The following is a 21,292-nucleotide window of genomic DNA, read 5'->3' on the forward strand; positions in this document are numbered from 1 at the left end:
TACCAAAATGAGATAGGGTATTTCTGAAATGTGAATGGAGAGAGTACATGAAAATATTAATGATTGAAGATAATAAGTCTGTTTCCGAAATGATGAGTATGTTTTTCCAAAAAGAAAATTGGGATGCCACATTTGCTTATGATGGAAATGAAGCCGTCGATAAATTTAATGAATCACCTGATGAGTGGGATATGATTACCCTTGATTTAAACTTGCCAGGCAAGGACGGAATGGAAGTCGCCAAAGAAATTAGAGCTGTTTCAAAAACCGTTCCAATAATCATGTTAACTGCCCGTGATAGCGAAAGTGATCAAGTTCTTGGACTCGAGTTTGGTGCCGATGACTATGTAACTAAGCCATTTAGTCCAATTACATTAATTGCTAGAATCAAAGCAATTCACCGTCGTAGCGAAAATATTGCTGAAGAAGCTTCAAAAAATGGTGTTTTTGCAGCTGAAAATGATGATGATACCAATGAGAAATTTGATATTGATACCGGATTTTTCCAACTTAATGCTGACACTCGTGAAGCTTATTTAGATGGAAATGAGATTCCAGATTTAACACCCAAGGAATTTGATTTGTTAAAAACACTAGCAAGTAAGCCTAAACGAGTATTCTCACGTGAGCAATTACTCGAACAAGTTTGGGACTACGATTATTTTGGTGAAGAAAGAACTGTTGATGCTCACATCAAAAAGCTTCGTCAAAAAATCGAAAAAGTTGGACCTCAAGTTATCGAAACTGTTTGGGGTGTCGGATACAAATTTGATGATACTGACGCAAAGGCCAAGTAACAATGAAATTAATCTACCAAAACATGCTGAGTTTCTTAGTTGTTATTTTGACGACTTTAGGTATTATTTTGTACACCGTAACAAGTACGTCAACGACTTGGGAATATAATCGTACATATCGAGATCTAGAAGGTTACGCTGGTAATCTTGAAAAAATTGCTTTGACTACCGATTCAAATGGTAAAATTCACAATATTACAGACGACAATATCAACATGGTAGAACAAGTTTTGTCTGATCGTGATGTTCAATTTGCCATCTTCGACAGCTCAAATAATCAAGTTTATCCAACTATGCCAGGCCAAATCAAAACTCATTTGAAGGCAAAGTATTGGAATAAGCTTAAACAGGGTAAAACCGTCCGGAATATTCAACGCAATATTGGTGAAGACGGTAACCCTAATTTGAGTTCGAATAATAATGTTAATCACGTATATGTTTTAACTCCATGGTTCCATCAGGGTAAATTAGTTGCCGCTGTATGGGCAGGATCTGATGTCAGTCAATTGCAGACAAACATTGGTGAAATTAATAATCGACTTTATATAGCCTTATTAATTTCGCTTTTAGCAGCAATAATATTGAGTTTCCTATTGTCGAGATATCAAGTTAACCGAATAAATAGGCTACGTTCAGCGACAAGAAGAGTTGCTAACAATGACTTCTCAGTTCATATCGACAGCAAAAATCGGGATGAGCTGGATGACCTGGCAGAAGACTTCAATACCATGGTTAAGTCTCTAGAGGCTTCAGATACAGAAATTAAGCGTCAGGAACAACGTCGTAAAGAATTTATGGCCAATGCATCTCATGAGATGAGAACGCCTCTAACGACCATTAATGGACTATTAGAAGGGTTAGCATACGATGCAATTCCAGAAGAATCAAAAGGACAAAGCATCGAACTAATGAGAAACGAAACCAATCGTTTAATCAGGTTAGTCAACGAGAACCTAGATTACGAAAAGATAAGGACCAATCAAATAACTTTAGCAAAACGAGTTTTCGATGCAAATGCGCCACTAAGAGATATCGTTTCACAGCTCCAAAAGAAAGCTGAAGAATCCAATGACACCTTGAAATTGGAAACACCAGAAACGGAACTCAGTACCTTTGCGGATTATGATAGATTCACGCAAATAATGTTCAACATAATCCAAAACTCAATCCAATTTACAAATAATGGAGACATAGTCGTCAGAGGATACAGAGACGAAGACAAACACGCCTCACTATTCAAAATCCAAGACACAGGAATCGGAATGTCAGACGACCAAGTCAAGAACATCTGGGACAGATACTACAAAGCCGACCCATCCAGAAAAAACCGCAAGTACGGAGAGTCAGGCCTAGGATTATCAATCGTCCACCAACTAGTAGAAAACCATGGAGGAGAAATCAAAGTGGGAAGTAAACTAGGAGTAGGAAGCACATTCATGGTTTACCTTTACGATGAAGGGTATGAAAAGAAGAACCAAAAATAAAAACCACCTGAAAAGGTGGTTTTTTTGGTCTGGAAATCTATACACAACAGTTGATCTAAAAGAAATGATTTGGGTACTTTTGTATGCCAACACAAAAGTCTTCGATTAATCAAAAAAAGAACCCCATCAAAACGATAAGGTTCCAAGCAAATTTATTACGACGAGAAAAAATGTCACTTACCAATTACGAGAATAACTGATGTCCATGGCGTTCCAGCGTTGTATGATTTGTCCCGGAGGACGGCAGTAAACCACAAACAAACAAACCTACTTCGAGTTTGCTTTTACATAACCCCAACTATCAATTGAACTACGATCCCCTCCAAGTTCAGGAGCATCAGTCCGATAATAACTAGTAGTAGTTTGATTATCGTTCTTGGAGTAAATACTAGTAGATTTCAAACCAAGCTTATTACGAGTATTAATCAATTGATTGATTTGATTTTGATAACTGTATTGCTTAGGATCGACCGGCATAAATCCGGTAGGAGTGTAAAATCTCAATAAGTTCTTATTATTAACTGTGTCTGAAATCTGCAGCTTTTGATTGACCGCATCTTGCCACTTATCAACTTTAGCTGAAAGTGCAGGATCAGTTGATAAATCTACCAGTTCGCCAGTTCGGTTGTTATAAACATCATGACCACCATTAGAGTTTTTCAAAACGGTGTAGTTTGGTGTAACAAAATTTTTGTTTCTAAAGGCAACAATTTGACTGTGGCTCTTTGAAAGCAAGTCAGTACCAACTTGAATGTATTGTTTAGTATTAATTCCAGCAAGGTGAAGGATAGTAGGGAGAACATCAATCTCACCACCATAAGTATGGTTTACTCCACCTTTGAGTCCTTTCATATGAATCATAAAGGGAACTCGCTGAAGTTGAGAATTATTGAAGTTATTCCAATCATCAGCATTGTAGCCCAGTAATGGCGCTAAGTCGGGGTTTTGACTGTTGGACAAGCCGTAATGATCCCCATATAACACAATCATTGAATTGTCATACAGACCACTGTCTTTTAGATATTGGAAAAATTCTTGCATTGAACTGTCTAAATAATGAGCTGTTTCAAAGTAGCCATTTACTACATTGTCATTTGTATCTGGCTTAGTGAATCCATCATTACTCATATCTTCTTCAGGTAGTGAGAATGGGTAGTGGTTGGTAACAGTAATGAATTTTGCGTAAAACGGTTGTTGAAGTTGTTCCAAATATTTAGCACTTTCGGACAACATCAATTTATCTTTCATACCGTATTCCATGCTGGCATTATCAGTTTTTTGATTGAAATATGATTCATCGAAGAAATAATTATAGCCCATATTTTTATAGACATCATTTCTACTCCAAAAACTACCAATGTTTCCATGGAAAACAGCACTGGTGTAGCCATCCTTTTGACCGAGTATCGCTGGTGCAGCTTGGAAGGTGTTACTAGTTCCAAGGCTAGTGAAAAACGAGCCTTCAGGTAATCCATACAATCCGGATTCCAACATCGTTTCAGCATCACTAGTCTTACCTTGACCAACTTCGTGATAAAAATTATCATAGGACATCGTATTTTTATCGTTGTACAAGCTATTTAAGAATGGGGTAACTTCCTGACCATTTACCTTCATACCCATAAGGAACTGTTGAAAACTTTCCAGATGAATGATGATGATATTTTTTCCTTTAGCCTTGCCAAAGTAAGTTGGATCTGGGGATGCATAATGATCAGAAGTATATTGCAGAACATTGTCCATATCGGTTCCAACTGCTGTTGAACGAACTTGACTGTTTTGGGCGGTTTTGATGGAGTCATAACCAAGGTATGAATTAAAACCTAGATATTTAACGATGTAAGCACGATCAAAAGTTCTACCTAATAATTGAGGTCGATTACATTCAGCAAGCATTAAATTGAGTGAGAAGAACATTAGACCTAACATTGTCACCGCAAATGCGTTAAGTTTTCTGAATAATCGTTTATCAATCTTAATAAAATGTGTAATAAACAATATTGCAATAATAATGAAGTCTACCCAATAAATTATGTCGTGCGGACTAGCCATGTTGGCGGCACTCGCACCTAATCCCTTGGAAACTTTTCCGGCACCAGTGATCGTATTTACAGATAGGAAATCGGTGAATTGTCGGTAGTAAAGTATGTTCCCATACAGAAGGGCGGATTCTAGGAAATAAATCACTCCCATAACGATGTAAGAGGCTTTGGGACGGTAGATGTATAACGCTATTCCGAGTAATATAATAGATGTAGCGATGGGGTTGATGATTAAAATGATGTGTTGAATCACATCGGCAATTCCTAGTGAAAAATCAATGTAGTACGCGATAACAGACTTTATCCATAGGAAGAATATTAGTAAGGACATAAAGCCGAGGCGTGTGTTTAAAAACTTTTTGAGTTTATTCATTATTAATTCCTTTTAGTATTTAAAATTACTTTATATATTGAATTATTTCTCAGAAAAATGCTTAATGATAAGTATAATACGTTATGAAGAAAAAAATTTGAGAGAATGAGAATTATGATATTTTTAGGACCGCTATACAACTATATATCAAATTTATATTCAGCAAGAATAAATCATTTTCCGTTGATTCGGCTATCTTTTTTTGGTGTGGATAAAGCCATATTATACACTTTAATCTTCATCTTCTTAAGGATACTTTGGGTAAAAATCCGAAGGAAGAAAATAAGTTGGAATCACGAATTCTGGTTAGCCGTATTTGCGTTTTATGTATTCCTATTATTCTTCTTAACTGTATTTCGAGACGGTTATTTCCTTTGGGACTTCAAATTCTTTTGGCACCGTCCACTGTCGGAGATTAATTTTGTTCCACTAGTAGAAACGTTTAAGTTGTTGAGAGGACAATCTAGGTTGGACTTCTTCTATAACTTATTTGGAAATATTGTTTGGTTTATCCCAATGGGAATATTTAAACCTTCTTTGGGTAAAAAAAATCGTGGATTTGGACGAGTAGTTTTAATAGGTGCTTTAGTATCAGTCTCTATTGAGGCTCTTCAGTTCGTTTTGAGTACCGGAGTAACGGATATTGATGATGTTATATCTAATACAATTGGTACTGCAATCGGTTTTCTGTTATATTTTATTTGTAATATTGTGAAAAAACGTATAAAAGAATTGAAATTATGATGAAAAATGATTAATCTAGATTTTAGAGACTTGGAGGAGAAGAGAAGAAATGACACATATTAAATTTGATGATTCAAAATTAGGCAAGTTTGTCCATGACAATGAGCTTGACGAAATGCAAGCAATGGTTACTGCAGCTGACACAGAATTACGTAAAGGTACTGGTGCCGGTAACGACTTTCGTGGTTTTCTCGACTTACCTGTAGATTATGATAAAGATGAATTTGCACGTATTAAGAAAGCTGCTAAGAAGATTCAATCAAACTCAGAAGTGTTTGTTGGAATTGGTATTGGTGGTTCATATCTTGGTGCACGTATGGCAATTGATTTCTTGAGTTCATCATTCTACAACGTTAAGAATAATCGTGATGTTCCAGAAGTTTATTTTGCAGGTAACTCAATCTCTCCAAACTATTTGTCAGACTTAATTGACGTTATTGGAGATCGTGATTTCAGTATTAACGTTATTTCAAAATCTGGTACAACTACAGAACCTTCAATTGCTTTCAGAATTTTGAAGGCTAAATTGGTTGAAAAGTATGGTAAAGAAGGAGCAAAAGAACGTATTTTTGCTACAACAGACCGTGCTAAAGGTGCGTTGAAGAGTGAATCAGATGCAGAAGGTTACGAAGAGTTTGTCGTTCCTGATGACTTAGGTGGACGTTACTCAGTTCTATCAGCTGTTGGATTATTGCCAATTGCAGTTGCTGGTATTGACATTGATAAGTTGATGGAAGGTGCAGCATCTGCACGTACTGATTACTCAGATTCAGATATTAAGAAAAATGAAGCATATAAATATGCAGCATTAAGAAATATTTTATACCGTAAGGGTTACACAACAGAATTACTTGAAAACTATGAACCAAACCTACAATACTTAGGTGAATGGTGGAAGCAATTAATGGGTGAATCAGAAGGTAAAGACCAAAAAGGTATTTACCCTTCATCAGCAAACTTCTCAACAGACCTTCACTCATTAGGTCAATATATTCAAGAAGGTCGTCGTAACTTGATGGAAACAGTTGTTATGATTGACAAGCCTAGACATGATCTTGAAATCCCTTCAGAAGAAAAAGACCTTGATGGTTTGAAGTATCTTGAAGGAAAGACAATGGACTTTGCTAACAAACGTGCTTACGAAGGTGTTGTCTTAGCACATACTGATGGTGGCGTTCCTGTTATGAGTGTTCACATTCCAGAACAAGATGCCTTCACATTAGGATACTTAATTTACTTCTTCGAAGCAGCTGTAGCAGTCTCAGGTTACTTGAATGGTATTAACCCATTCAACCAACCAGGTGTTGAAGCATATAAGAAGAACATGTTCGGATTGCTTGGTAAACCAGGATTTGAAGAACTTGGTAAAGAATTAAACAAGAGACTATAATTTAAAGATTATTGTTATCGAAAAGGATGAAAGCCATTTGGCTCTCATCCTTTTTTTTACCCAATTTGAATATTAATATATTATTTAATTTTATTTCGATAACAATTAATACTTACAGAAAATTGACGAGAGGTTTTCACTGCGGTAGAGTATTAAACATGTAATATTCAAATATGAATGCAGTTGAAGCTGTATTCTTTAATTCTGGGGGAGAATTAATGCGATCAATTAAGGGGCTTTTGTTGGCAATTGTTGTAATGTTTGCCGTTTCAATCGTTGGTTATACAATGTATTCAGGTGTTCAAACTGTATCTAACAATGTTGCCGAAACACAAAAAGATTCAAATAATCATGTCGAGAAAGTTTCTGCTGCTACAGACTCAACTAATGAACAGAAATCTTCAGTAAAAGATGAATGGAAACATCCTTCAGAGAAAAAAGATTATCCAGATTTAACAAAATTTAAAGATGCTTTTATTCGAGTGTCACTAGATGATCAGAAAGTATATATTCAGAATGGCAAAGACATCTTGTACACAATGAAGGCTGCGACTGGTGAGAAGGGCTCCGAAACTCCAAAGGGGACTTTTGAGATTCAAAACCGTGGGGATCATTTTTACAATGCTGAATCTGATGAAGGTGCTAACTATTGGACTTCATTTAAAGACTGGGGTGTTTATTTATTCCATTCAGTTCCAACTGATAAAGAGGGAAATTACGTCGAAAGTGAAGCTGAGAAGCTGGGGACTCCATCAAGTCACGGCTGTGTCAGACTAACGATTCCCGATGCAAAATGGATCAATAGCACCGTACCAAGTGGTATGAAAGTAATCGTTGAATAATCAAAAAATAGTTTTGGCAAATACTGTCAAAACTATTTTTTATTTTATATGTAAATTACTGTATTTTTATGAAAATAGTGATATTATATCTATGGTTAATTGAGCGCACGCTCAACTTATTCATTGAAATATGCAGTTAATAGCTGGATGCATGATTTAAGCGTACGCTCAATTTCCCCAGACATGCGGAGATTACATCATAAGCAATAATTATGGAGTCGCCGAATTTCTAATCCAATAGAAAAGAGGTTCAATTATGTCAGGAATTGACAAAATTGCATCAACAAAAAATGATTCAGGACTTGATCAAACATCATCAAAAAGTCTTGATGAAGTAAATGGTAGTATCGTTGTCCCACCAAACTCCGGTTTCTGGAAAACGCTAATGTCCTATACAGGTCCCGGAGCTTTAATAGCTGTGGGATATATGGATCCAGGTAACTGGATTACATCAATCGCTGGTGGTTCACAATTTAAATACAAATTGCTATCAGTTATCTTAATCTCAAGTTTGATTGCCATGCTGCTTCAGTCAATGGCCTCAAGATTAGGAATTGTTTCGGGAAAAGATTTGGCACAATTAACTCGAGAGAGAACTTCCAAGAGGACTGGTATATTCCTCTGGATTGTCGCTGAACTTGCTATCATGGCAACGGATATTGCCGAAATTATTGGTTCAGGTATCGCGCTAGAGTTGATTTTTAATATTCCATTAATCATGGGTATCATCATAACTGCAGCGGATGTTTTGCTCCTACTTGTTTTAATGAAGTTAGGCTTTAGAAAAATTGAAGCTATCGTCGCAACATTGGTTACTGTCATTCTATTTGTATTCTTGTATGAAGTTATATTGGCAAAACCAAGTATGAATGGAATCCTAAAGGGCTACGTTCCAACACCACAAATCTTCAGCAATCATTCAATGCTCTACTTATCATTAGGTATTGTTGGTGCGACTGTTATGCCACATGATCTGTACTTAGGATCATCAATTTCGCAAACAAGAAGAGTTAATCGTGAGGACCGAAAAGATGTTGCTAAAGCTTTGAAGTTTTCAACTATTGACTCAAATGTTCAATTATTCATCGCTTTCATTGTTAACAGTTTATTGTTGATTTTAGGCGCTGCATTGTTCTTCGGAACAAACAGTTCACTTGGTAGATTCGTTGATTTGTTCAATGCCTTAAATAATAAAGAAATCGTCGGCGCAATTGCCAGTCCTATTCTAAGTATGCTTTTCGCCATAGCATTACTATCGTCTGGTCAAAGTTCGACAATCACCGGAACTCTTTCAGGTCAAATTATTATGGAAGGTTTCATCAGACTGAAGATGCCACTATGGGCTCAAAGACTTTTGACAAGATTATTGTCAGTCACACCTGTTTTGATTTTCGCCATTTATTATCACGGTAATGAAGCGAAAATTGAAAATCTGTTAACATTCTCACAGGTATTCTTGAGTGTCGCTTTGCCATTTGCCATCATTCCGCTAGTTATATTCACTAGCGATAAAAAAATTATGGGTGAGTTCTCCAATCGTAAGTGGGTTAATTATTGTGCTTGGTTTGCAACGATTGTTTTGATTGGCTTGAATATTTATCTAATCCTTCAAACAATAGGAATTATGTGATTGTGAGGAGCTATTATGAAAAAAAGTGATGCGAAAAAAAATGATATTTTAAACGTAGCTCAAGGTATGTTTTACAAAAAGGGCTATGAGGCAACGACCACAAGAGAAATAAATAAAAGTGTTGGTATCTCAGATGGTTCACTTTATTACTATTTTCCAAATGGTAAGCGTGAAATTCTAGATACAATTGTTAAAGAAGGTACTATTAGCAGAATTGGAATTATCCATGCCAATTTTAGTAATCTAGAATCAATCGAGGATTTAGAGGATAGGCTGATAGATTTCAATTCGAAAATTGCTGCAATTTTTAATAAGAAAAACAATTATCAATCCTTTTTAATTACTATTCGCGAACGCAACATTCTCACTGAAGAACAGTCAGAGTGGATTTCAGAAATGATGGATCAAAACGTTAAGAATCTTGCTGATGGATTGAAGATTCTTGATAGATTTGGAGTTTTGGATCGTGCAGAATTTGAAAATTTGGCTGAGATAATTATTTCTATCATTCAAAAGTCAGTTTATGACGAGTTGATTATAAGAAATCAAAAACGTATCAGTGATAAAGTTATCAAACGTGTAAATGCAAAGTTGCATTTATTCTTATCATTAATTTCAGACTAAAAGAGAGCTTGGGTTTTCAAGCTCTCTTTTTGTATGCTTATATTTTTTTACGGGGATTCTTTTTCAAAAAGTGTTTAGATCCATAAATAATATGGAAATAAATCGATAGTTCCAACATATCTCGATTAAGACTTCTTAAAAAAGGCCACTCACGGCGTGAACTTTTCCAAATACTAGACTCGGTGTCTTCATTGAAATATTTCGAGACATCTTTTGGCTCGTCCTTGAAAATTCCGGATTGATAAAGATAATTCGAATAATCGAAAAAGTATCGCGCAGTTTCTGGCTTATCGATGTCCCTTCGCAGTTGTTGCATGCGATCCCAGGCAAAACTTATACCCGTTCGCATTATTTGTCGTCCAGTTGTTGCATTTTGAGTTCTGGCGAAGAATTCTTCGAATAAACGCTGATAGGAGTTGATTTCTGGTAGATCCATATATTGTCTAGGATGAATTTTAAATGGATATTTCCATTCACTAAAGTTAAACTCCCATTTCTGACCAACCCAGATTGTATAGGGCAGCTCGTAGAAGACCTGAGTCAAATCTTGTTCAAAACTTTCATTGATAATTTCGGGATAAAGTCTTGGCAATAGTTTTTGGATTTCTTTGTTTAGATCTGAAGTAATGGTCTTATCTTTAGTAATTGTAAATAGATGTTTCCAATCCTTATCAGGAATTAAATCAGGTTTGATTAGCTGAACTTGCTTTAATTGGACTGGTGCAGAGTTTAACGTATATCCTTTATCAAAACAATTGGAAACAAGTTGTAAGGTTTGGACAAAATGTCCACCGAGGGAATGTCCCAAGCCATACATCTTACAACCCTCAGGGACTGCATCCTCAAGGTAAGTCATGAATTTTTCAGCTGCATTCATTTGGTCTAATCCTAAAGTGTTACCAACTAGGATAGCATTAACGTTGTAGTTCCAATCTTTGTAACCTTCGAGAATAAACTTTTCCATTCGTTTCGTTCGAGAACGCTCGGTATAATCCATATCAGCTTCAGTACCTTTGAATGTCACATAACATTCACTAATACCATCAATGGTGATTAGATAAGCGATACCCGAAAATCCACATTCTTCTGCCTCAGGGACGAAATCCCTAGCATCGAAAGATTTTACATAAGAGGGAATTCGTTGGACGTGACCGTAAATTAGGTATCTTAAAAAGCTTTCTGGTTCGAAGTCTTCATATAAATAACGATCGTAATCGAATTGCATTAAGTCGGTTCTGAAATCTAAGTTATTGAGCAACTCTTGTTCTGCATAGGGATGATTTCTTTGTGGTGACAGCTGAGGAATGTGCGAATGAATCAAAACCTGAATCTGGGTTAAGTACCCTCTACATAGCGTCAAATTTTCATCATCAATCAATGCTATTAATTGTTTTAATTTGTTGATTTTACGATTACGACGGGGCATGTTTGGGGCATTAGTTTTGTGAGTCTCGTCAATGTTTTTTAGTTTTAGAGCTTTATCAATTAGCTTTGGGTGCAATTCTGGATTTGCTTTGAAAGAGTCATCTTTTAAATCAATAATTTGGTTTAGTGCCAAATTGGTTAACCGAGTTTTCTCGGAATCAAGATATTGATAACTAAAATAAAGTCGTTTATTTTGTGGCAATAACTTCTTGCTGTCTTTTTTATTAAAAGTAAGTGGTATTACTTTATGAGCACGGAAATCAAGTAAGTCAAATTGCTCATAAATTTTTGCAAGTTTATCTAATGTCTGTAGTAATTCTTTCATATCTGCACCATCGATCGGAAAATATTCGTTACCCTTATTCTACCAAAAAACGCTATAATGGGTTTATCTAAATTATTTCACATTTGTGGTATGTCACACTTGTAATATATCACAGATGTGCTATACTATTATTTGTGGAGGAAAGCATCATGGAAATAGATATCAAATCATACTTACAGGACAAGAATTTATCGATATACGTAATTTCAAAGAAAAGTGGTTACGGATATACGACTCTTCACAAGTCCTTTAATAAGAAGCAATCTTCCGCGACATCATTAAACATACGAGATATAGATGCGATCGCCAAGGCTCAAGACGTCGAAATGTGGCGTGTATTGCGCGAGTTGGAGATGCACTATCTGAAGTGAAAGGGGCATTTTTATGGCTAGATCATTTTGGGATAACGATCCATTTTCAGACAATGATATGGACGAAATTTTTAACAGATTAATGGGTTCAAACACTCAAGGCGGTACTGGAACAAAGTACTATGTTAACGGTAAAGAGTTAACACCTGAGGAATTAGCAGAGTATCAAAAGGCGAGAACAGCTGGTAAAGAAGTTCCCGTTCAAAATAACGAACAACAAACAGATCAAAAAGGTATTTTAGGTAAACTTGGTCGTAATTTAACACAAGAAGCTCGTGATGGATTACTTGATCCAGTTATCGGACGTGATAAGGAAATTCAAGAAACTGCTGAAATATTAAGTAGACGTACGAAGAATAACCCTATCTTAGTTGGTGATGCTGGTGTAGGTAAGACAGCTGTTGTAGAAGGCTTGGCACAAGCTATTGTTAAAGGGGATGTTCCTGAAGCTATCAAAGATAAGGAAATAATCTCTGTTGATTTATCATCACTTGAAGCCGGTACACAATATCGTGGTTCATTTGAAGAGAACGTCCAAAATTTAATTAAAGAAGTTCAAAAAGCAGGTAATGTCGTCTTGTTCTTTGATGAAATTCATAAAATTATCGGAACTGGTGCTGCCGGTGGAGAATCAGGTAGCAAAGGTTTGGCAGACATTATTAAGCCAGCGTTGAGTCGTGGTGATCTGTCCATTATCGGTGCTACGACACAAGACGAATATCGTAATACAATTATGAAAGATGGGGCTTTGGCTAGAAGATTTAACGATGTAACAATCAATGAACCTAGTAAAGAAGCTTCATTCGCTATCTTACAGGGATTGCGTAGTGCATACGAACAACACCATCATGTAAAATTACCTGATAATGTTTTACAAGCTGCTGTGGACTATTCAGTTCAATATATTCCTCAAAGATCATTACCTGATAAGGCAATTGACTTGATTGACATGACAGCGGCTCATTTGGCAGCTAAACATCCTGTAACAGATAAAGTCAGTCTTGAAAAAGATTTGAAGAAAGCTGAATCTGATAAGGAACAAGCTGCCAAGAATGAGGACTTTGAAAAAGCATCGAAACTAAAGAAACAAATTGAAGATATCAACAATAAGTTAAATAACGGTGAAGCTGAACCTGAAGAAACTGTTGCCACTGTCAACGACATTGCTGAATCAGTTCAAAGATTGACTGGTGTTCCTGTATCTCAAATGGGCACTTCTGATATTGAAAGACTGAAGGATATGGGTAACAGACTTAAGAACAAAGTCATTGGACAAGATGAAGCTGTCGATATGGTTGTTAGAGCAATTCGTCGTAACCGTGCTGGATTTGACGAAGGTAACCGTCCAATCGGAAGTTTCCTATTTGTCGGACCAACTGGTGTCGGTAAAACTGAATTAGTTAAGCAATTAGCTAGTGATATGTTTGGAAATAAGAATGCTATTATCCGTTTGGATATGTCAGAATATTCGGATTTGACAGCTGTTTCTAAGTTGATTGGTACTTCAGCTGGATATGTAGGGTATGAAGATAACGGTAATACCTTAACTGAACAAGTAAGACGTAATCCTTATTCAATCGTTCTTTTGGACGAAATTGAAAAGGCAAATCCTCAAGTTCTTACGTTGCTATTGCAAGTCATGGATGACGGTCGTTTAACTGATGGACAAGGCAATGTGGTTGATTTCAAGAACACCATTGTTATTGCTACATCAAATGCTGGATTCGGTAATGATAGTAATAAAGACGAGAAATTAATGGACAAATTAGCTCCATACTTCCGTCCAGAATTTTTGAACAGATTCAACGGAATCGTTGAGTTCAGTCATTTATCAAAAGACGATTTGAATCAAATTGTTGATTTGTTAATTGATGATGTAAACAAGAACTTGGCCAAGAAGGGTATCACATTAACCATCAGTCCTGAAGCCAAGGAATGGTTGATTGATGAAGGATACGATGAAGCTATGGGTGCACGTCCATTACGTCGTGTGATCGAGCAACAGATTCGTGACAAGGTTGCCGAATTCTATCTTGATAATCTTGATGTTAAGAATCTTAGAGCTGATTTGGTTGATGGTAGTGTTGTTATTAGTAAGAATGCTGCTGAAGTTGGTGCTAAGTAAGGGGACTTTATAGTATAAATATGCCGATTCCGAAGGAAAATCGATTTTTTGGCTGGAACATGGCTGGCGCATTTGGAGCTTTTTCAAAGTACGAAAAGTCTTCAAACTGTGCCTTATTCTAAGCCGGGAAGTTCGCCCGACTAAGAATAATTTAGCCATTTAGCCAAAATCGATTTTCCTTCTCCATCTGGATTGAAGTATTATTTTAGGGTTAACGCAAACTTCATTTTGGGTGAGGAATGTAGATGTAGTGATCTATTCGCTAGTATGAATTATGTTAGAAATTTCCCTAAACAAAATAAAAGATGATCGAAAACATTTTGGTTTTCGACCATCTTTTTTTGTATTGTTTTGGAATTTTTTCTAATTAATCTTGGAAATCTTCAACGTATTTGTCGATTTCTTCTAGGTACATTTCCTTTTGCTTTTCGCTTAGCCAGGCTGTTTCGAATGAATTCTTTGCTAACTGTACTACTTGTTCTGGAGTTACTTTATATTCTTTTACTAGTGCTTCGTAGTTATCAGCTATGTAGCCTCCGAAGTAGGCTGGGTCGTCGGAGTTTATTGAAATTTTTACTCCTTCGTCTAGTAGGTCTAGGATTTCATCACCTTTTAAGTCGTTGTCGGTGATTAATTTGTTTGATAGTGGGCATGATGTTAGGCCGAGATGTAAGTGATTTACCCAGTCTACCATGTCTTTGTCTTCGACTATGTTTGTTCCGTGATCTAGTCTTTCGACATTGATAATTTCTAGGGCTTGTTTGATGTGATCAATTGAATCTACTTGGTCTACATCTGCATGCATTGTAATGTGATAGCCTTGTTCAACTGCCATGCTGAACGGCAACATGAATTTTAATGGTGGATTGTGATGTTCGTCTGAATCTAAGCCTATTCCTAAAATTTTGCTTCTATAAGGTTTGGCTGCGTTGAGTAAATCAATGGCTGAGCGTGCTGACATGTCACGCAGGAAGCACATGATTAAATGCGCGTCAATGTTCATAGCTCTTGCATCGACGCATGCTTGATAAAAGCCTTCCATTACACAGTTTAAAGGTACTCCACGAACGACGTGTGCTTGTGGATCGAAAAACATTTCAACGTGTCTAACACCTTGAGATTTAGCTTTGTTTAAGTATGACATTGCCAGTTCATAGAAGTCGTCAGTTGTTTGAAGTACATCCATTCCTGGATAATATACTGCTAAAAATGATGCTAAATCATCATAGTGATAAGTAGCTTCAACATCTTCGATAGTTTCTTGACCAATATTAATGTTATTTTTTTGAGCAAGCTTCAATTTTAACTCAGGCTCAAGGGTACCTTCCAAGTGAACGTGAAGTTCGGACTTTGGTAAACCATCAATAAATTCGCGAGAAATCTTTTTTGGCAACATATTTACACTCTCCATTTATAGATTACTGATTTGTTAACCAATAGAGTAAATGTATTAGTCAAAAAAGGCAAGCTTATTATTAACAAAAATATAAATATTTCCGAACATTATCTAAATTTTCATACACTTTATTTCGGTTTTTCTTGCAAAAATTATTAGTTTTTGTCATACTGTGGTTATTCTAAAAGTAATATTTAAGGGGCGAATATATTTTGGATTTATCAAATAACAACAAGGATCTTAGCTTTGTTGAACGTTTGTTTCATATAAATGAGAACGGAAGTACAGTAAAACGTGAAATTCTTGCTGGACTAACAACCTTTGTATCAATGGCATACATTTTGTTTGTTAACCCACAAGTGCTGGGTGAGGCTGGAATGGACAAAGGGGCTGTCTTCACAGCGACAGCACTTTCTGCCATTCTTGGTTCAGTATTGATGGCACTTCTAGCAAATTATCCAATCGCAATTGCTCCAGGACTTGGGGATAATGCATTCTTCACTTATTCAGTTGTTTTAGCAATGGGTATTCCATGGCAAACAGCTATGGCAGGAGTATTAGTCTCCAGTGTTATTTTCTTAATTATTTCAGTCTTAAAAATCCGTGAAATCGTTATTGATTCAATCCCACATGATTTGAAGTTAGCGGTCGCAGCAGGTATCGGTATTTTCATTGCCTTTGTTGGACTTCAAGGTGGTGGATTAATCACTGCAAGTAAATCGACATTAGTAACAATGGGTTCATTTACAGTACCAACAACATGGTTAACAATTTTTGGACTATTAGTAACAGGTATCTTAATGGCCAGAAAGGTTCCAGCATCAATCTTTATCGGTATGGTATTAACAACTATTTTAGGATTAGTTACCAAATTAATTCCATTACCAACACACGTAGTGTCAACAATTCCAAGTTTGAAACCAACTTTTGGTGTGGCAGTTGCTCACTTAGGTGATATTAAGCAACCACAGTTGTGGGCAGTAGTCTTAATTTTCCTATTAGTAGCGTTCTTTGATACAGCCGGAACAATGATTGGATTAGCTGAGCAAGCCGGATTTATGAAAAACAACAAAATGCCAAGAATTGGACGAGCATTGATGGCAGATTCAATTTCTATGTTGGGTGGATCATTCATGGGTACAACACCAACAGCAGCATATGTTGAATCATCAGCCGGAATTGCAATCGGTGGTAGAACCGGGCTAACATCACTAACAGTCGGAATAATGTTTGCACTAGCAATGTTCTTCTCACCACTGTTATCCGTAGTTACAACCAACGTAACAGCACCAGTCCTTATCATCGTCGGAATATTAATGGCCCAATCAATGAAATACATCAATTGGGAAAAATTTGAAATAGCAATGCCAGCATTCCTAACAATTGTCGGAATGCCACTAACATACAACATTTCATACGGAATAGCTTTCGGCTTCATAGCATATCCATTAACAATGATTGCCGCAGGAAGAAGAAAAGAAATTAATCCAGTCATGTACGTATTGTTCTTCGTATTCCTTTTACTCCTTTATGTAATAAACGTATTACCAAAATAATATTAACAAGTACAAACATACAAAACTCCATATAGCTTGATGATTTTTTCAATCATTCATTTATATGGAGTTTTTTTGCGGAAATTTTATAATAGGAATGAATATTTTGGAAAAAAATAAATTAGCCATGCATTTTCTTTGATAAAGATAATTGCTGACTGGTAGCGACTACTGTATCCATTAAAACTTGAAGCTAATTGTTAACACAGTTCGGAGGTCAGGTTCCGCGGGGGCCCAAGCCGTGAGTTTATTGTTGACGAGCCAAAGGGCTCGTTTACAATAAGCCCGCTTCTGGATACCGCACTGAGGCATCCTTGGTCGTTTGTTGGCACAGCCAACTTTATAACTGTTGCGCATGAGCTTTAGCTCATACGTTCAATTAAATCGGGCCACAGCGACCACGGCCCCCGCGGAACCTGACCGGAGAACGAAAGTGAACATCACACCCTCCTAGCGTGCACATCTTTTCACCATATGTTAAGCTCGATTTACAGTAATCAAAAGGGAGAATGGCGATGCCACAACAATTCACCAAAGGATTCATAGAAATAAATGACGCCACACAAAATAACCTAAAACACGTAAGTCTAAAAGTTCCGAAATACGAAACTACTGTTTTCGTAGGACTATCAGGCTCAGGAAAATCTTCATTAGTTTTCGATACAATTGCTGCTGCATCAAGACGAGAATTGAATGAAACCTTCCCAAGTTTTACACAGCAGTATTTGCCAAAATTTGGACAACCTCATGTTCAAGATATCGAGCATTTACCGGTTGCAATTGTTATTGAACAAAAGCGATTAGGTAAAAATGCTCGTTCAACTTTAGCAACATATACGGGGATTTATTCGTTGGTTAGATTGTTATTCTCCAGAATAGGTAAACCTTTCATAGGCTATTCGGATACATTCTCATTTAATCTCCCACAAGGGATGTGTCCATCTTGTCAGGGTTTGGGATATGTTGATGATATTGATGAAACCAAACTGATTGATCCAGAGAAATCCTTGAACCAAGGGGCAATAACTTTTGTCAGCTTCGGTCCAGATACTTGGCGTTGGAAACGCTATGCAACAAGCGGTTTATTCGATAATGATAAACCAATCAAAGATTATTCTGATGAAGAGTATGAGATGTTAATGCACGCTCCTCAACAAAACCTTAAACACCCAGGGCCAAATTTTCCTAGAACAGCATTATACGAGGGAATAGTTCCAAGAATTCATCGTTCAATTATTGGAAAAAAAGAAGCCGAACATCACCGTGAGGCGATTGCTGAAATTGTTACTAGAAAGCCTTGTCCAGCATGTCATGGAACTCGTTTGAAGCCAGAAGTTTTAACTAATCATATTAACGGGAAAAATATTGCTGAAGTAACTTCAATGGATTTGACGCATGTTTTGAAGTTTTTGAAGGGAATCACTGAACCTTTGGCAACAGATATTGTTCGTGAGTTAACTACAAAAATTCAGTCATTGATTGATATTGGTTTAGGATATTTGACTCTTGATCGTGGTACTAGCTCACTTTCTGGTGGGGAGGCTCAACGTATTAAGATTGCCAAATACCTTACAAGTGCGTTGGTTGATATGGTGTATATTTTGGATGAGCCCAGTGTTGGACTTCACCCTCACGATATTCAATTGATTAAACATGCACTCACAAAATTGAAAGACAAAGGCAATACAATTTTGATTGTTGAACATAATCCCGCAATGATTGATTTTGCTGATTATGTTGTTGAGATGGGACCACTGGCTGGAAGTGGGGGTGGAACGGTTACCTTCACTGGTACTTATCAAGAATTACTGAAGTCAGATTCGTTAACCGGTACTTGGTTACGCAAAAAGCATCAATGGGGTAAAAACCGCCAGCCCAAAGACTTTCTGAATCTTCGAAACATCACCGTCAATAATTTACAAAATGTTGATGTAGATGTTCCACTTGGGATAATGACAGTAATCTCAGGTGTTGCTGGTTCAGGTAAGTCATCTTTAGTAACGGCACTGAAGCGTCAACTCAAGGAAGACTACATAGACTTGGCTCAAGCACCAGTTGGAATAAATATTCGTTCAACACCGGCTACTTATTTAGGAATTCTTGATGATATTCGTAAGTTATTCAGTGACAGTAACGACCGAGTTGGGACCAGTTTATTTAGTTACAATGGTAAAGGTGCTTGTCCGCGTTGCAAGGGTAAAGGTGTTACCATCACGAACATGGCATTCATGGATCCGGTTGTACAAACTTGTGAACTTTGCCATGGTAAAAGATATAGTGAGGAAGCTTTGCAATATTCATATCAAGGAAAAAATATTGCAGAAGTACTGCAGATGTCAGTTAAAGATTCAACTGAATTTTTTAAAGAGACTCCTAAGCTAGCTGATAAATTAACTAATCTTGATCGTGTAGGACTGGGTTACTTAACACTGGCACAACCACTGACAACTTTATCAGGCGGTGAACTTCAACGCCTTAAACTCGCTGTCGAGCTAGGCAAGAAAGGTACAATTTACTTGCTTGATGAGCCAACGGCTGGATTACATTTGAAAGATACTATGCAGTTACTCAAATTGTTTAATGAACTGGTTCAAGCTGGTAATTCACTAATTATCATTGAACACAACCTTGCTGTAATTGGGCAATCTGACTGGTTGATTGATGTTGGACCAGATGCAGGTCGGTATGGCGGTAAAATTCAATATACTGGTACACCAAAAGATTCGATTAATGTTGTACAATCAAGAACCGGTGTATCATTGAAACAATGGATAAACGAAAATTAAGCAAAAAAATAACCTGACAACTTTTAATAAGTCGTCAGGTTATTTTTTTATTTAGCTACATATTTAGATAGTTTGAATTGAACCTTATCTTTGTCATGTAATTTCTTCTTATTGGCAGTTACATTAACGTCTTTTCCGTTAACGGTGTAAGTCCAATACATACTCTTTTTATCGTTTTGTTTGTGTCCATCGATTCCTGAGACGAATCCGCCTTTTTCATCGACTTTCCAGGCTTTTTTCAAACCTTTCATAACTGATTGGTTTTTCTTAAGCTTAACAGTTTTCTTAGCAATTTGTTTCTTGTTCTTCTTCAACACGTAAGTCACCTTAATGCTGTTGTTTGAACTCTTTGCTTGAACTGTGGCAGGTGCGGCAATTCCGATAAGCATCAAAATTGCGGCAAATAAAGTAGCTAGTTTTTTCATGTTTTCCCCCTCGGTTTTTGCTAACTTCTGGTAATCATTGTAACACTAAATTTCAGTCGATTTTCAAAATAATCGAGGACACTTTGCAGGGAAGTTTGCAAGTCGTCAATTCTGCCCACAAGGAATAATGAACCACTGAATCTATCCAAAAAAGCGACTTTAACGTCACCGGATTTAATTGCAATATCCCCGGCAATTATGGTTGATTCAGCAGGAGTTAATGTGATAATCCCAATAGGGTCGGTTGTATCGAGCACACCTAATTTTTCGTATAGATCCTGATTAGGATTTGCAATGATATGTGCCAAAGTAATCTGTTTACCAGGGACATATTCTTGGATTATTCTTTCGGGAAATTTTTCATCATTCATGAGCTAATTCCTTATTTCTTTCATTTACTAGTTTCGCGAATTCCTGATACTGCTCTTCCATAACATCAATTGATTTTTGATTGTTGAGATTTCCATGCTCGTCAAACTTGTCTTGAGCATTTACAACTAAACATTCAGTTGAGTGAGTGACATGAGCATCTATCATAGGAGACTCTAGAACCTCTCTCAATTGCATTTGAGCGCGAACGGTACCAAGTGGACCGGTCGATGCTCCCATTAACATAATAGGCTTGTGATATAGAAGAGGTGGAAACATTGAGCACCAGTCAATCACGTTTTTGATATTAGCAGTCATGCCGTGATTGATCTCTGGAGTTGCAATGACAATTCCATCAGAAGCTTTTACGCTCTCACAAACATATTTGACTTTAGAAGGAAGATCTTCATACTTCATAAATTTCAAAAATGGCAAATCATCAATATCTAAAATTTGAATATTCATTTCATTTATGTACTTTTTACGAAGATATTTTATTAAATTCTGATTATATGAACCTGGTTTACTGCTTCCACAGAAGGCGACAATCTTCATCGACACATCTATCACTCCTAAATTGTTTGTCAC

Annotated in this window: 17 protein-coding genes; 11 read left to right on the forward strand and 6 right to left on the reverse strand. The window is 36.7% G+C overall.

Translation table 11 applies throughout. The features are described from left to right. The first annotated feature begins 47 nt into the window (after positions 1 to 47). Together ABM34_RS00455 and ABM34_RS00460 are read left to right on the forward strand one after the other, a co-directional pair. Positions 48 to 797 carry a response regulator transcription factor gene (locus tag ABM34_RS00455; protein ID WP_048702416.1) on the forward strand — a complete coding sequence of 250 codons (750 nt, stop codon included), beginning with the start codon at positions 48 to 50 and terminating at the stop codon, positions 795 to 797. 2 nt (positions 798 to 799) lie between these two features. Beyond that, positions 800 to 2,281: a sensor histidine kinase gene (locus ABM34_RS00460; RefSeq protein ID WP_048702417.1), complete on the forward strand. Its 1,482-nt coding sequence runs from the start codon at positions 800 to 802 to the stop codon at positions 2,279 to 2,281. A 267-nt stretch (positions 2,282 to 2,548) separates the two neighbouring features. On the opposite strand, the gene ABM34_RS00465 is transcribed toward ABM34_RS00460, so the two are convergent. Then, positions 2,549 to 4,696 carry an LTA synthase family protein gene (locus ABM34_RS00465; RefSeq protein WP_048702419.1) on the reverse strand — a complete coding sequence of 716 codons (2,148 nt, stop codon included), beginning with the start codon at positions 4,694 to 4,696 and terminating at the stop codon, positions 2,549 to 2,551. A gap of 114 nt (positions 4,697 to 4,810) precedes the next feature. Here ABM34_RS00465 and ABM34_RS00470 point away from each other — a divergent pair, with 114 nt between their 5' ends. The 5 genes from ABM34_RS00470 to ABM34_RS00490 all read left to right on the forward strand — a co-directional run bounded on the left by ABM34_RS00470 (position 4,811) and on the right by ABM34_RS00490 (position 9,926). Continuing rightward, positions 4,811 to 5,440, forward strand: a complete 630-nt coding sequence (locus ABM34_RS00470; RefSeq protein WP_048702421.1) for a VanZ family protein — start codon at positions 4,811 to 4,813, stop codon at positions 5,438 to 5,440. A 49-nt stretch (positions 5,441 to 5,489) separates the two neighbouring features. Next, the gene (locus ABM34_RS00475) at positions 5,490 to 6,830 is read left to right on the forward strand and encodes a glucose-6-phosphate isomerase (RefSeq protein ID WP_048702423.1); all 1,341 of its coding nucleotides are present in this window, start codon (positions 5,490 to 5,492) and stop codon (positions 6,828 to 6,830) included. 218 nt (positions 6,831 to 7,048) lie between these two features. Then, the gene (locus tag ABM34_RS00480; RefSeq protein ID WP_053084434.1) at positions 7,049 to 7,672 is read left to right on the forward strand and encodes a L,D-transpeptidase; all 624 of its coding nucleotides are present in this window, start codon (positions 7,049 to 7,051) and stop codon (positions 7,670 to 7,672) included. A 256-nt stretch (positions 7,673 to 7,928) separates the two neighbouring features. Continuing rightward, positions 7,929 to 9,302, forward strand: coding sequence for an Nramp family divalent metal transporter (locus tag ABM34_RS00485; RefSeq protein ID WP_048702425.1), 1,374 nt, complete (start codon positions 7,929 to 7,931; stop codon positions 9,300 to 9,302). A gap of 15 nt (positions 9,303 to 9,317) precedes the next feature. Next, positions 9,318 to 9,926, forward strand: coding sequence for a TetR/AcrR family transcriptional regulator (locus tag ABM34_RS00490; protein WP_048702426.1), 609 nt, complete (start codon positions 9,318 to 9,320; stop codon positions 9,924 to 9,926). Between the two features lie 37 nt (positions 9,927 to 9,963). Here ABM34_RS00490 and ABM34_RS00495 read toward each other — a convergent pair whose 3' ends face one another. Next, the gene (locus ABM34_RS00495) at positions 9,964 to 11,676 is read right to left on the reverse strand and encodes a DUF6792 domain-containing protein (protein ID WP_048702427.1); all 1,713 of its coding nucleotides are present in this window, start codon (positions 11,674 to 11,676) and stop codon (positions 9,964 to 9,966) included. Between the two features lie 149 nt (positions 11,677 to 11,825). Here ABM34_RS00495 and ABM34_RS00500 point away from each other — a divergent pair, with 149 nt between their 5' ends. Beyond that, a complete protein-coding gene (locus ABM34_RS00500; RefSeq protein ID WP_048702429.1) occupies positions 11,826 to 12,047 on the forward strand; it encodes a hypothetical protein in 222 nt (73 codons plus the stop codon). Positions 12,048 to 12,060: 13 nt separating this feature from the next. Beyond that, positions 12,061 to 14,172, forward strand: a complete 2,112-nt coding sequence (locus tag ABM34_RS00505) for an ATP-dependent Clp protease ATP-binding subunit (RefSeq protein ID WP_048702430.1) — start codon at positions 12,061 to 12,063, stop codon at positions 14,170 to 14,172. Positions 14,173 to 14,539: 367 nt separating this feature from the next. Here ABM34_RS00505 and add read toward each other — a convergent pair whose 3' ends face one another. After that, positions 14,540 to 15,568, reverse strand: coding sequence for an adenosine deaminase (gene add / locus ABM34_RS00510; RefSeq protein WP_048702432.1), 1,029 nt, complete (start codon positions 15,566 to 15,568; stop codon positions 14,540 to 14,542). Positions 15,569 to 15,780: 212 nt separating this feature from the next. Here add and ABM34_RS00515 point away from each other — a divergent pair, with 212 nt between their 5' ends. Both ABM34_RS00515 and ABM34_RS00520 read left to right on the forward strand, forming a co-directional pair. Further along, positions 15,781 to 17,124 carry an NCS2 family permease gene (locus tag ABM34_RS00515; protein ID WP_083988229.1) on the forward strand — a complete coding sequence of 448 codons (1,344 nt, stop codon included), beginning with the start codon at positions 15,781 to 15,783 and terminating at the stop codon, positions 17,122 to 17,124. Between the two features lie 515 nt (positions 17,125 to 17,639). Next, positions 17,640 to 19,910: an ATP-binding cassette domain-containing protein gene (locus tag ABM34_RS00520; RefSeq protein ID WP_198141154.1), complete on the forward strand. Its 2,271-nt coding sequence runs from the start codon at positions 17,640 to 17,642 to the stop codon at positions 19,908 to 19,910. A gap of 47 nt (positions 19,911 to 19,957) precedes the next feature. Here the strand turns inward: ABM34_RS00520 and ABM34_RS00525 are convergent, their stop codons facing one another. From ABM34_RS00525 to ABM34_RS00535, 3 genes are read right to left on the reverse strand one after another with little or no spacing between them, the layout of a single operon-like run. Next, complete coding sequence (locus ABM34_RS00525; protein WP_048702436.1) at positions 19,958 to 20,335, reverse strand: DUF4430 domain-containing protein; 378 nt, start codon at positions 20,333 to 20,335, stop codon at positions 19,958 to 19,960. A 20-nt stretch (positions 20,336 to 20,355) separates the two neighbouring features. Continuing rightward, entirely contained in the window at positions 20,356 to 20,706 is a 351-nt protein-coding gene (locus ABM34_RS00530; protein WP_048702437.1) for a BMC domain-containing protein, read from the reverse strand. Next, positions 20,699 to 21,259 (reverse strand): NADPH-dependent FMN reductase, encoded by a 561-nt coding sequence (locus tag ABM34_RS00535; RefSeq protein ID WP_048702439.1) that lies wholly within the window; start codon positions 21,257 to 21,259, stop codon positions 20,699 to 20,701. Before ABM34_RS00535 ends, ABM34_RS00530 begins: the two co-directional genes overlap by 8 nt. Between the last annotated feature and the right edge of the window lie 33 nt (positions 21,260 to 21,292).

Source organism: Companilactobacillus ginsenosidimutans (assembly GCF_001050475.1).
GTDB lineage: Bacteria > Bacillota > Bacilli > Lactobacillales > Lactobacillaceae > Companilactobacillus > Companilactobacillus ginsenosidimutans.